This is a genomic window from Geodermatophilus sp. SYSU D00079 (assembly GCF_054050635.1).
Genome location: NZ_JBJGZS010000021.1, coordinates 38747 through 51032 on the forward strand (window position 1 = coordinate 38747; position 12286 = coordinate 51032).

Annotated in this window: 10 protein-coding genes; 3 read left to right on the forward strand and 7 right to left on the reverse strand. The window is 74.8% G+C overall.

Translation table 11 applies throughout. From position 1 onward, the window contains the following. Positions 1-257 precede the first annotated feature (257 nt). The 3 genes from ACI79E_RS16335 to pgi all read left to right on the forward strand — a co-directional run bounded on the left by ACI79E_RS16335 (position 258) and on the right by pgi (position 4407). Positions 258-1805 carry a DUF4389 domain-containing protein gene (locus tag ACI79E_RS16335; protein ID WP_456933620.1) on the forward strand — a complete coding sequence of 516 codons (1548 nt, stop codon included), beginning with the start codon at positions 258-260 and terminating at the stop codon, positions 1803-1805. A 139-nt stretch (positions 1806-1944) separates the two neighbouring features. After that, positions 1945-2688 (forward strand): ANTAR domain-containing protein, encoded by a 744-nt coding sequence (locus ACI79E_RS16340; RefSeq protein WP_456933621.1) that lies wholly within the window; start codon positions 1945-1947, stop codon positions 2686-2688. Between the two features lie 75 nt (positions 2689-2763). Beyond that, positions 2764-4407: a glucose-6-phosphate isomerase gene (pgi, locus tag ACI79E_RS16345; protein WP_456933622.1), complete on the forward strand. Its 1644-nt coding sequence runs from the start codon at positions 2764-2766 to the stop codon at positions 4405-4407. A gap of 42 nt (positions 4408-4449) precedes the next feature. Here pgi and ACI79E_RS16350 read toward each other — a convergent pair whose 3' ends face one another. From ACI79E_RS16350 to ACI79E_RS16380, 7 genes are all read right to left on the reverse strand, one after another. Then, positions 4450-6072, reverse strand: a complete 1623-nt coding sequence (locus ACI79E_RS16350; protein WP_456933623.1) for a peptide chain release factor 3 — start codon at positions 6070-6072, stop codon at positions 4450-4452. Positions 6073-6284: 212 nt separating this feature from the next. Next, positions 6285-7463 (reverse strand): alpha/beta hydrolase family protein, encoded by a 1179-nt coding sequence (locus ACI79E_RS16355; protein WP_456933624.1) that lies wholly within the window; start codon positions 7461-7463, stop codon positions 6285-6287. A gap of 20 nt (positions 7464-7483) precedes the next feature. Continuing rightward, positions 7484-8236 carry an SDR family NAD(P)-dependent oxidoreductase gene (locus ACI79E_RS16360; RefSeq protein WP_456933625.1) on the reverse strand — a complete coding sequence of 251 codons (753 nt, stop codon included), beginning with the start codon at positions 8234-8236 and terminating at the stop codon, positions 7484-7486. Then, on the reverse strand, positions 8233-9195 hold the full coding sequence (locus tag ACI79E_RS16365) for a fumarylacetoacetate hydrolase family protein (RefSeq protein WP_456933626.1): 963 nt from the start codon (positions 9193-9195) through the stop codon (positions 8233-8235). Before ACI79E_RS16365 ends, ACI79E_RS16360 begins: the two co-directional genes overlap by 4 nt. Further along, a complete protein-coding gene (locus ACI79E_RS16370; protein WP_456933627.1) occupies positions 9195-10133 on the reverse strand; it encodes a VOC family protein in 939 nt (312 codons plus the stop codon). Before ACI79E_RS16370 ends, ACI79E_RS16365 begins: the two co-directional genes overlap by 1 nt. Positions 10134-10144: 11 nt before the next feature. Then, positions 10145-11275, reverse strand: a complete 1131-nt coding sequence (locus ACI79E_RS16375; RefSeq protein WP_456933628.1) for an FAD-dependent oxidoreductase — start codon at positions 11273-11275, stop codon at positions 10145-10147. A gap of 11 nt (positions 11276-11286) precedes the next feature. After that, a complete protein-coding gene (locus ACI79E_RS16380; RefSeq protein WP_456933629.1) occupies positions 11287-12285 on the reverse strand; it encodes a cyclase family protein in 999 nt (332 codons plus the stop codon). Between the last annotated feature and the right edge of the window lies 1 nt (position 12286).

Consider the following 12286-nt stretch of genomic DNA (forward strand, 5'->3'; position numbering starts at 1 on the left):
GGCGTCGTGCCATGCCGACCCCTCCTCGACCGCCGTCCCCCGACCGCCGGCTGCCAGCATGCCCGGCCACCCCGGCCCGTGGGAGGGGTGCCGACGGGCTCCGGGCCAGCGTCGCGGGGGAGCAGGGACCTCCGGCACCGTCGGGACGACGACGGAGGGAGGTGTCGGCGCGGCCGCTCCCGGGCCGAGGCTGGGCCCGGCCCGCCGACGGCCCACGCACCTCGCGTGGCCGGGCGGGCGGAGCGGAGGTCCCCCCGGTGACCGAGCAGCACAGGCCCTACCCGGTGCGCGTGGACGCGTGGATCGACCCGCCGCTGTCGCGCTGGCTGTGGCTGGTGAAGTGGGTCCTGCTGATCCCGCACGCCGTCGTCCTGGCGTTCCTGTGGATCGGCTTCGTCGTGCTGACCACGGTGGCGTGGTTCGCCATCCTGGTCACCGGCCGCTACCCCCGGCCGCTGTTCCACTTCAACGTGGGTGTGCTGCGCTGGTCGTGGCGGGTGCACTACTACGGGTACGCGGCGCTGGGCACCGACCGGTACCCGCCGTTCACCCTCGCCGACGTGCCCGACTACCCCGCCCGGCTGGACGTGCCGTACCCCGAGCGGCTCTCCCGCGGACTGGTGCTGGTGAAGTCGTGGCTGCTCGCGATACCGCACTGGCTGGTGCTGGCGCTGTTCGTCGGGGGTGGGCTCTGGCTCACCGAGCAGGACGGCTGGGAGGACTCCGGCTGGGCCGGCGGTGGCCTGGTCGGGCTGCTGGTGCTGGTCGCCGCGGTCGTGCTGCTGGTCACCGGCCGCTATCCGCAGCCGGTCTACGACTTCGTGCTCGGCATGGACCGCTGGGTGCTGCGCGTCGCCGCCTACACGGCCCTGATGACCGACCGCTACCCGCCGTTCCGGCTGGACATGGGCGGCGGCGACCCCGGCACCCGGCCGGTCGGCCCCGGGGGACCGCCGCCGCAGGGCCCGGCCGCCGCGCCACCGGCGCCGCCCGCGGGCTGGAGCGCCGGGCGCGTGGTCGCCGTCGTGGTCGGCGCGGTCCTGCTGCTCACCTCCACCGGCCTGGTCGCCGGCGGCACCGGCCTGGCCTGGGCCGACGCCACCCAGCGCGAGGACGGCTACCTGACCACGCCGGCCGCCGAGCTGGCCACGTCGCGGTACGCGCTGGTCACCGGCTCGATCACCCTGGACGTGGCGGGCGACGAGTGGCTGGTCGACGACGTCCTCGGCGACGCCCGCCTGGAGGTGACACCGGCCGACACGGCGGCCGCGGTCTTCCTCGGCGTGGCCCGCTCGGGCGACGTCGACCGCTACCTCGCCGGGGTGGGGCACCGCCGGGTCGACGACCTGGGCTCCGACGGCGGCCCGGTCGAGGGCCGCGACGTGCCCGGCGGTGCGCCGCCGTCCGCCCCCGCGGACCAGGACATCTGGGTGGCGCAGGCGCAGGGCACCGGGACGCAGACCGTCGACTGGACCCCCGCCGACGGCGACTGGACCGTGGTGGTCATGCGGGCCGACGGCACGGCCGGGGTGCACGTCGACGCGCGGGCGGGCATCACCGCTCCGGGGCTGCCGTGGCTGTGGGGCGGCCTGCTCGTCGCCGGTGCGGTCCTGCTGGTGGCCGGTGCGCTGCTCGTCGGCCTGGCGGTGCACCGCGCGGCGTCGTCCGGGCCGCCCGGGAGCGTGCCGGCGCAGCCGGCCCCGCCACCGCCCGTGGCGCCGCCCGGGCCGCCCGCTGCACCGCCGGCACCGCGCCCCGCGCCGGCCACCGACCAGCCGGTGCGCGGCCCCGGCGCCCCGGGCTGACCCGCCGCCCGGCCGCCGTCGCCGGCCGATCCTGCCGCGCCGCGCGCGAAGGACTGTCGCAGCGCCGCCGGAGACGGCACGGTGTGCGCCGTGGGCCCCAGGCGTGGGGCGGTCGGCCGGAGCAGATCGAGGTCTTCCCATGGTGGTCCACGACCGGAGCGCCGCCGCACCGGGGGACCCGGGAGCAGCGTTCGCGGAGCTCACCCGGCTGCGCGTCACCACCCGTCCGCTCGCCGAGAGCCTCGGCCGCATCGCCGAGCTCGCGACGGCGGTCCTGCCCGGTCCCGTGGAGGCGGCGGTCACCCTGGAGGGCGCCGGGCGCGACGCCGTCCGGCGGGCGACCGGGCCCCTGGCGGCGGTCGTGGACGGGTGGCTGGCCGCCGCCGGCCGGCGTCCGTCGGGGGCCGGCGCGCCGCTGCTGATCCCCGACACCGCGGCCGAGCCGGCGCTCCGGGAGGTCGCCGCCCACGGGGTCACCAGCGTCCTGTCGGTCGAGCTGGCCGTCGAGGAGCGGACCGTCGGCTCGCTGACCGTCGTCCGCACCGGTGGCGGTCCGTTCGACGTCGCGGCGAGGGAGCTGGTGCGGGCGTTCGCCGCGGTCGCCGCCGGGGCGGTGGCCCGGGCCGGCGAGCACGCGGCGGCGGCGGAGACGGCGCGGACGCTGCGCCTGGCGATGGAGTCCCGGGCCGTCATCGAGCAGGCCAAGGGGGTGCTGATGGCCCGGCACCACTGCTCGGCGGAGGAGGCGTTCCGGCTGCTGTCCACCGAGTCGCAGCGGACCAACCGCAAGCTGCGCGACCTCGCCGCGGACCTGGTGGGCGCCGTGCAGCGGCGGCGGGGGCACTCCCGGGGCGCCGCCGTCCCCGGCCGCGGGCCGGGATAGTGCCCGACGCCGCGTTTGTGCTGGTGGCGCCGCGCGCACCAGGCTGAGGGGACCCCGACCGCGCCCGGAGGCAGCATGGACACCAGCCTGGACATCACGGCGACACCGGAGTGGGCCGCGCTGGCCGAGCACCACCGCGCGCTCGCCGGCCGGCACCTGCGGGAGCTGTTCGCCGAGGACCCCGACCGCGGACGGCGGCTGACCGCCCGCGCCGGTGACCTCTATCTGGACTGGTCCAAGCACCGGGTGACCGACGAGACGCTGCGGCTGCTGGTCGCCCTCGCCGAGCGGACCGGGCTGCGGGAGCGGATCGACGCCATGTTCCGCGGCGAGCACGTCAACCCCACCGAGGACCGCGCCGTCCTCCACGTGGCGCTGCGCGCGCCGGCCGACCGGCCGCTCACCGTCGACGGGCAGGACGTGACCGGCGACGTGCACGCCGTGCTCGGGCGGATGCGGTCCCTCGCGCGGCGGGTGCGGTCGGGGGAGTGGGTCGGGCACACCGGGCGGCCGATCCGGAACGTGGTCAACATCGGCATCGGCGGCTCCGACCTCGGCCCGGCGATGGCCTACACCGCGCTTCGGGCCGCCGGCGACCGCGACCTCACCGCCCGGTTCGTGTCCAACATCGATCCCACGGACTTCGCCGAGGCCACCCGCGACCTCGACCCGGCCGAGACGCTGTTCGTCGTCTCGTCGAAGACGTTCACCACGCTGGAGACCCTGACCAACGCGACGGTCGCCCGGTCGTGGCTGCTCGACGGGCTGGGCGGGGACGAGACGGCGGTGGCGAAGCACTTCGTCGCGGTGTCGACCAACACCGAGGCGGTCCGGGAGTTCGGCATCGACCCGCAGAACATGTTCGAGTTCTGGGACTGGGTGGGCGGCCGGTACTCCTTCACCTCGGCGATCGGCCTGTCGCTCATGGTCGCGATCGGGCCGGACGCCTACGACGAGATGCTGGCCGGCTTCCACACGATCGACGAGCACTTCCGCACCGCCCCGTTCGAGGCGAACCTGCCGGTGCTGCAGGGGCTGCTCAACGTCTGGTACACCGACTTCTTCGGCGCCCAGACCCACGCCGTCCTGCCCTACAGCCAGTACCTGTCCCGGCTGCCGGCCTACCTGCAGCAGCTGACGATGGAGAGCAACGGCAAGTCCGTGCGCTGGGACGGGCAGCCGGTGACGACGGCGACCGGCGAGGTGTACTGGGGCGAGCCGGGCACCAACGGCCAGCACGCGTTCCACCAGCTGCTGCACCAGGGGACGACGCTGGTGCCGGCGGACTTCATCGGCTTCGGCGAGCCCACCCACGACATCGGCGAGATGCACGACCTGCTGATGGCCAACATGTTCGCCCAGTCGGCGGCGCTGGCCTTCGGCAGGACCGCCGAGGAGGTCGCCGCCGACGGGACGCCGGCCGAGCTGGTGCCGCACAAGGTCATGCCCGGCAACCGGCCCTCGACGACGATCCTCGCGCCGAGGCTGACGCCGTCCACCCTCGGCCAGCTGGTCGCCCTCTACGAGCACACGGTCATGACCCAGGGCGTCATCTGGCAGATCGACTCGTTCGACCAGTGGGGCGTGGAGCTGGGCAAGGTCATGGCCCGCGAGCTGGCGCCGGCGCTGACCTCCGCGCAGGCACCGGAGCTGGACCAGGACGCCTCGACCGCCGCCCTCGTCGCGCAGTACCGCCGGCTGCGGGGCCGCCCCGCCTGAACCGGGGAGGGGCAGAGATGGCCACTTCTGCCCCTCCCGGGCTCAGCCGAGGTCGGCGGCCACCATCGGGACGAGGGTGAGGTGCGGCTTGTTCTGCTCGAGCACCCTCAGCGACCACTTGTCGGTGAACAGCGCCAGCAGCTGTCCGTCGGGGCGCGCCAGCACCTCGGCGTTGCGGGAGGAGGCCAGCTCGGCGGCAGACTCCGCGTCGGTGACCCGCGCCAGGGTGTAGGGCAGCGGCTCCAGGGCGATCCGCGCGCCGAACTCGTGCTCCATGCGGTGCGCGGCCACCTCGAACTGCATGGGCCCGACGACGGCGAAGACGGGGGCGCCGTCCCCGCGCCGCTCGGAGACCAGCACCTGCACCACGCCCTCGCCGGCCAGCGTCTCCACGCCCTTGCGGAACTGCTTGTACCGGCTGGTGTCGGCCACCCGGGCGACCGCGAAGTGCTCGGGGGCGAAGGTCGTCACCGGGGGATAGGTGACCGGCCGGCCGGCGTGGAGGGTGTCGCCGACGCCGAGCGCAGCGGCGTTGACCAGGCCGACGACGTCGCCGGGGTAGGCGGTCTCGATGGTCTCCCGGTCCCGGCCGAACACCTGCTGGGCGTACTTGGTGGCGAACGGCCGGCCGGTGCGGGCGTTGGTGACGACCATGCCGCGCTCGAAGACACCCGAGCAGACCCGGATGTAGGCCAGCCGGTCCCGGTGCCCGGTGTCCATCCCGGCCTGCACCTTGAAGACGAACGCGCTGAACGGGGCGTCCAGCGGGTGGGGCTCCCCGTCGACGTCGGGGCGGGCGGTGGGCGCCGGGGCGAGGTCGACGAGGGCGTCGAGCAGCTGACCGACGCCGAAGTTGGAGACGGCGGAGGCGAACAGCACCGGCGTGGTGGCCCCGGCCAGGAACAGCTCCTGGTCGTGCTCGGCGCCGGTCTCGGTGAGCAGGTCGGACTCCTCGACCGCCTGCTGCCAGGCGGCGCCCTCGCGCTCGGCCGCCGCCGCGGCGGAGAGGACCTCCTCGGGGGCGACGGTGGCGCCACCGGCGGTCCGGGTGAAGTGCCGGTAGGTGCCGTCGCGCCGGTCCAGGACGCCGCGGAAGTCGCCGGCGATGCCCACCGGCCAGGTCAGCGGCGTGGGCGTGAGGCCGGTGCGCTCGGTGACCTCGTCCATGAGCGCGAGCGCGTCCATGCCGGGCCGGTCCCACTTGTTGACCACGGTGATCACCGGGATGCCGCGGTGCTTGCAGACGGCGAACAGCTTCATCGTCTGCGTCTCGAGGCCCTTGGCGGCGTCGACGAGCATGACGGCGGCATCCACCGCGGTCAGCACCCGGTAGGTGTCCTCGGAGAAGTCCGCGTGGCCGGGGGTGTCCAGCAGGTTCACCACGCAGTCGCGGTAGGCGAACTGGAGGGCCGCCGAGGTGATGGAGATGCCGCGGTCGCGCTCCATGTCCATCCAGTCCGACACGGTGCCGCGCCGGCCGGCCTTGCCGTGCACCGCGCCGGCCGAGCCGATCACGCGGGCGTGCAGGGCCAGGGCCTCGGTGAGCGTCGACTTCCCGGCGTCCGGGTGGCTGATCACCGCGAACGTCCGTCGCCGGGCGGACTCCCCGGCGATCGGATCGGCCGCCGGACGTGCGGCGACGGTGGCCGTGGGGGACGTGCTCACGGGGGGACTCCTGGGTGCGCGGGCGGGGCGGGGCTGCCGTTCCCGGACCGCTGGGCTGCGGAGACCGCGCGCAGTTCTGGGACTCCCCTCCCCACGACGGTACGGCACGCGCGGGTACCGGGCGCCGTGTCCGTCACCACCCCCGGGGCCGGCCGTTGTGGCCACGAAGGCCGCCGTCAGGCGTGCCTCCGTGGCCACGACGGCCGGATCGGTCAGTCGCGCCCGAGCTCGGCGAAGGTGTCGGCCACCCAGTCGGCGACGAAGGTGCTCACGTACGGCAGGTGGTCCAGGCCGATGTGCTCGGTCGCGCCCTCCTCCGGGGTGAACACCCGCAGCTCGCGCTTGGGGGAGTTGACCGCCTGGTCGTAGGAGCGGTGCGCCATCTCCAGCGGGATCTGCCGGTCGTCGGCGCCGTGGGCGATGAGGAACGGCACGGTGATGTGCTCCACCACCCCGTCCAGGTGGACGTCGTCGGCGAAGTCGAGGAACGCGTCGAGGTGGTGCTCGTCGCCCTCCTTGCCCCACACCCACAGCACGTGCTCCCAGTAGTGGGGGACCGGGCGCTCGCCCTCGCGCTCCTTGCGGCGGCGCTGCACCGCGCCCCAGTCGTGGTTGGCGCCCCAGGCCACGCAGAGCGCGAACCGCTTCTCGAAGGCGGCCGCGCGCGGGGCGTAGTAGCCGCCGAGCGACCAGCCGACGATGCCGATGCGGGCGGCGTCGACGTCGTCCCGCTGCTCGAGCCAGTCGACGGCCGCGCCGGCCCAGGCCTCGGTGTCGATGCGGGCGGTGAGCCCCTGCAGGCGCAGCGCCTCGCCGGTGCCGGGCTGGTCGAGCATCAGGCAGGAGATGCCGCGCGCGGCGAGCTCCTCCCAGTGGCCCGAGGAGTACATGTGCTCCTTGGTGGAGTCCAGGCCGTTGACCAGCACGACCACCGGTGCCGGCCCGTCGTCGGTGGCCGGGGCGGTGCTGAGGTAGGCCGGCAGCGTCGTCCCCTCGTAGGGGATCTCGACGCGGGAGACGCGCGGGCTGTGCAGCTCGAAGGCCTTCTGCGCCAGCTCCAGCAGCCGCCGGTAGGTGGGGATGCGGTTCGGGTCGGAGTGGGCCAGCATCCGCTCGGCCTGGGCCAGGTAGTTGGTCGCGCGGGCGTAGAGCTGGCCGGCGGTGCGGGTGTGCCCGGCCTTCTCGGCCTCCTCGGCCTGGCCGACGAGCTGGTCGGTCAGCGCCGTCCAGGCGCGGAGGAAGTCGGGGGTGCCAGCGTCCTCCCCGGCGTTCGCGGCGTCCTTGATCGGCCGGCAGGCGCGGTCGACCTCGTCGATCAGCCCGCCGGAGTTCAGCGTCGCGACGACGCTGAGGTTCCAGGTGTAGGGGCCGGTGGGGAAGTACTCGAACACGGGTGTTCCTCTCGGGTGGCTCAGGAGGCGGCGCGGACGGCGTCGCTGATGCTCTTGACGCCGCCGTGGGCGGTCAGGCCGCCGTCCACGGGGATCTCGGCGCCGGTGATGAAGGCGGCCTCGTCGCTCAGCAGGAAGGCCACCAGGGGCGCGACCTCATCGACGGTGCCGGTGCGGCCGAGCGGGGTCTCGGCGACGTTGGCGGCGCGGAACGCCGGGGCCGCCGAGGCGGTCATCGGCGTCTCGATGTAGCCGGGGTGCACGGTGTTCACCCGGATCCCGCGCGGGCCCAGCTCCAGGCAGGCGGCCCGCGCCAGCCCGCGCAGCGCCCACTTCGACGCGGTGTAGGCGACGGGGAAGTGGCCGGTCAGGGCGGCGACCGAGCCGACGACGACCACCGAGCCGCCGGCGGTCATCAGCGGGGTGAGCGCCTGGATGCCGAGCAGCGTGCCGGTGACGTTGACGTCGCAGACGCGGGTGAGGTCGGCCGGGTCGAGGTCGGCCAGCCGGGCCCGCCAGGTGACCCCGGCGTTGGCGACCAGCCCGGCGACGGCGCCGTGCCGGGCGCGCAGGTCGGCGGCGAGCGCGGACCAGCCCGCGGCGTCGGTGACGTCGAGCTGCCGGTACTCGACGCCCGGCAGCTCCTCGGCCGGCCCGGGCGTCCGGTCGCAGCCGACCACGGTGGCGCCCTCGGTGGCGAGCAGACGCGCCTCGGCCGCGCCCTGCCCCTGACCGGCGCCGGTGACGACGACGACCTTGCCCGGCAGCGTCATGCGGGTCGCTTCCGGGCGCGGGGTCGTGGCCGGGCCGGGCGGACCGGCGGCAGCTCGACCCCCTCGACCACGCGGTTGCGGATGGTGCCGATGCCCTCGACGGTCATCTCCACCACGTCACCCGGCTGCAGCGGGGGTGGGGTCTGCGCGCCGCGCCGACCCCACAGCTCGCCGAGGCAGCCGCCGTTGCCGCAGGTGCCCGAGCCGAGGACGTCGCCGGCGCGGACCTCGGTGCCGCGGGAGGCGTAGGAGATCAACTCCTCGAACGGCCAGCCCATGTTGGACAGCAGGTCCTGGCCGATCTCCTCGCCGTTGACGCTGACCCGCATGTCGAGGGCGAGGAAGCCCTCGTCGTCCCGGTGGGGTTCCAGCTCGTCGGCGGTGACCAGCCAGGGGCCGAGGGTGGTCGCGGAGTCCTTGCCCTTGGCCGGGCCGAGCTTGACCGCCATCTCGCGGAACTGCAGGTCGCGGGCGGACCAGTCGTTGAGCACCGTGTACCCGAAGACGTGGTCGCGGGCCTGCTCCGGGGTCAGCGACGCGCCGTCCCGGCCGACGACGACGGCCACCTCCAGCTCGAAGTCGAACCGCTGCGAGCCGGGGGGCACGGCGACGTCGTCGAACGCCCCGACCAGCGCGTACGGGTTGGTGAAGTAGAAGGTCGGCGCCTGGTACCACTCGGGCGCGACCGGCTCGCCGCTCGGGGCGACCATGCCCTCGACGTGCTCCTCGAACGCGACGAAGTCCCGCACCGTCGGCGCGGCCAGCGGCGGCAGCAGCCGGACGGCGTCGACGGGCACCGCCGGCCGGTCCAGGGCGACCGCGCCGACGTCGAGCGCGGCCGGCAGCCCCGCGCGGACGAGGTCGAGCACCGTCGTCCGCGCGGGGAGCTCGTGCAGCCCGGCGTCGCTGACGACGCCGGCGCGGACCTGGCCGTCCGCCTCCCAGGTGGCGAACCGCATCAGACCGGGGGGGCCACGAACAGGCCCTTGTCCGGGTCGTTGAACGACCGCGCCGCGACGAACTCGTTCATGGCGTTCGCCGTGCCCCACTGGTCGGAGACCTCGGGCTGGGTGAAGTCGTAGACGTGCGGGTGCCAGGTGTCCTCGTCGAGGACCTCCAGCTCGGTCGTGTACTCGACGGTGTTGCCGTGCGGGTCGAGGAAGTAGGAGAAGGTGTTGTTGCCGGCCAGGTGCCGGCCGGGGCCCCAGATCTTCTCCACCCCCGCGCGCAGCAGCCGGCCGGTGCCGCGCATGTACTCGTCCACGCCGCGCAGCTCGAAGCTCGCGTGGTGCAGCGAGGGGTGCGGGCCCCGGGCGATGGCCATCGAGTGGTGCCAGGGGTTGGTGCGCAGGAACCACATCATCGAGCCCATGCGCGGGTGCATGAGGGTGTCCGACAGCGAGAAGCCCAGGTGCTTGTCGTAGAAGGCGACGGTGGCCTCGGGGTCGGCGGAGTTGACCACCACGTGCGACAGGCGCACCGGGATCGACTCACCCTGCTCGATCTGCCGGTGCTGCCGCACGGCGACGTCCGAGCTGACCTCGATGGTGCGGCCCTCGTTGTCGAAGAACCGGAAGCCGTAGCCGCCGCCGGGGGTCTGCAGGGTGTCCGGCTCGGTCACCAGCTGCACGCCGTCACGGGCCAGCCGGCCGGCGAGGGTGTCGACGTCGGCGGCGTCCCTCGCGCCGAAGGAGATCAGGTCGATCCGCTTGTCGGCGGACTCCCGCAGCCGGACGACGTACTGCTCGGGGGAGCCCTCGGCGGCGAGGAAGGTGAGCCCGGAGTCGGTGTGCTCGGCCTTCAGGCCCCAGGTGGTGGTGAAGAACTCGCGCTGGACGGCGAGGTCGGGCACGGCGAGGTCGACGTGCCGCAGGTGGGTGATCAGGCGCTGGGTCATGTCTCGGTCCTCTAGGCGGGCTGGCTGGTCAGCTGGGCGATGCGGCGCATCACCGCGGGGACGTCGCCCTGGACGTGGTCGAGCTGCCACTGGGCGACCTGGTTGGAGGCCTCGACGACGGTCGTGGCGCGCTCGAAGCGGCGGGCGGTGAACGCGGCCCACAGCTCGTCGTCGACCGCGGTCCGGTCGAGCAGCAGGTCGGTGAGGGCGTAGGCGTCCTCGAGGGCCTGCGCGCCGCCCTGGGCGATGGTGGGCGGGCAGGTGTGCGCGGCGTCGCCGATGAGCACGACCCGGCCGCGGTTCCACGGGGCGGGCAGCACGTGCGTCTCGAACCAGGTGTAGTTGACGCGGGCCGGGTCGGTCAGCGTCTCGCGGATCTCGTCCCACGGGCCGTGGTAGGCCTCGGACAGCTCCCTCATCGTGGCCAGCTGCTCGTCCGGGGTGAGCGTGGAGCGGTCCTGGGCGGGCTCGACGATGTAGGCGTAGAGGCTGTCCTCGCCGGTGGGGCAGTACCCGGCGATGAACGAGGGCCCGCCGTAGACGAGGTCGGTGCGGGTGACGCTCGCCGGCCGGGGGCCGAAGGCGCGCCAGATGCCCATGCCCACGGACCTCGTCTCCAGGTCGATGCCCAGCGCCCGGCGGGTCCAGGAGCGGACCCCGTCGGCGCCGACGACGAGGTCGTAGCGGCCGGTCGACCCGTCGGCGAAGGCGACGTCGACACCGTCCGCGTCCTGGCGCAGCTCGGTGTGCGTCGTCCCGAACCGGACCTTGACGCCGACCTCGACCGCGCGGCCGACGAGGATGCGGGCGAGCTCGGGGCGGGACATGCCCATGGCGGCGGGCAGGTCCGGGCCGCCGGTCTTGGCGTCGGGGATCTCGGCGACCACCGTGCCGGCCGGGTCGGGGGCCCGGATGCCGGTGACGTCGAAGGCGTAGCCGCTGGCCTGCACCTGCTCCCAGACGCCGAGGGTGCGCAGCTCGCGCAGCGCGTTGCCCTGCAGCGTGATGCCGGAGCCGAGGGCGGTGGTCTCGGGCTTGATCTCCACGAGGTCCACGGCGACGCCGGCCTCGGCGAGGCGGATGGCGGTGGCGGTGCCGGCCAGGCCGGCGCCGACCACGAGGACCGAGTTCACGGCGGGCACGGGCGTGCTCCTCACTTGACGGCGATCGGGTTGACCGGGGCGCCGACGGCGCCGGTCACGGGCAGCGGGGCGGCGGTGAGGAAGAAGTCCCACCGGCCGTCGGCGGCGCAGTCGGCCGCGAGCGCGTCGAGGTCCCACATCTCGCCGATGAACAGGCCCATGTTCGGGATGGCGACCTGGTGCAGCGGCTGGAAGGCGACGTCGAACTCGTTGGGGCGCACCTCGAAGCCCCAGGTGTCGGTGGCGACGCCGGCGACCTCGCTGCCGTGCAGCCAGTCGGCGGTGGTGAAGCTCAGGCCGGGGGCGGCGCCGCCGGCGTAGTCGCCCCAGCCGCGGCCCTCGGCGATGTCGCGGCGGGCGCGGGTCAGCCGGCCGGTGCGCACGAGCAGCAGGTCGCCGCGGCCGACCCGGGCGGACTCGCCCTGGGCGGCGATCGTGGCCTCGAGGTGCTCGGCGGTGATCGCGAAGCCGTCGGGCAGCTCCCCGTCGGTGCCGAGCGCGCGGCCGACGTCGAGCAGCACGCCACGGCCGGCGATGAGGGCGGCGACGGTCTCGATCCCGGTGACCGCGTCGCCCTCGCTGGTGACGACGTCGCCGGCCCGGCGGCCGTTGTAGGCCATGCCGTGGTCGAAGATGTGGCCGAGGCCGTCCCACTGGGTGGAGGCCTGCAGCGGCATGAAGACGACGTCGTCGGCGCCGCCGATGCCGTGCGGGAAGCCCTGGGTGCCGCGCTCGGCGTCCACCCCGGTGTCGGTCATGGTGTGCACCGGGTTGACGCGCCGCCGCCAGCCCTTCTGCGGGCCGTCGGCGTCGAAGGACTGCGCCAGGGAGAAGCTCACCCCGCGGCGGACCAGCCGGGCGCCCTCGACCCGCTTGGCCTCGTCGAGGAAGTTCAGCGTGCCGAGGACGTCGTCGGCGCCCCACCGGCCCCAGTTGGAGCAGCGCTTCGCGGCGGCGGCGATCGCGCCCTCGGGGTCGGTGCGGTCCAGGTCGGGGGTGGTGGCGGTCACG

Bases quoted from the DNA above. Each gene is read 5' to 3' on its own strand.
- ACI79E_RS16340 (WP_456933621.1), top strand. From the start codon at position 1,945: ATGGTGGTCCACGACCGGAGCGCCGCCGCACCGGGGGACCCGGGAGCA.
- pgi (WP_456933622.1), top strand. From the start codon at position 2,764: ATGGACACCAGCCTGGACATCACGGCGACACCGGAGTGGGCCGCGCTG.
- ACI79E_RS16360 (WP_456933625.1), bottom strand. From the start codon at position 8,236: ATGACGCTGCCGGGCAAGGTCGTCGTCGTCACCGGCGCCGGTCAGGGG.
- ACI79E_RS16365 (WP_456933626.1), bottom strand. From the start codon at position 9,195: ATGCGGTTCGCCACCTGGGAGGCGGACGGCCAGGTCCGCGCCGGCGTC.
- ACI79E_RS16370 (WP_456933627.1), bottom strand. From the start codon at position 10,133: ATGACCCAGCGCCTGATCACCCACCTGCGGCACGTCGACCTCGCCGTG.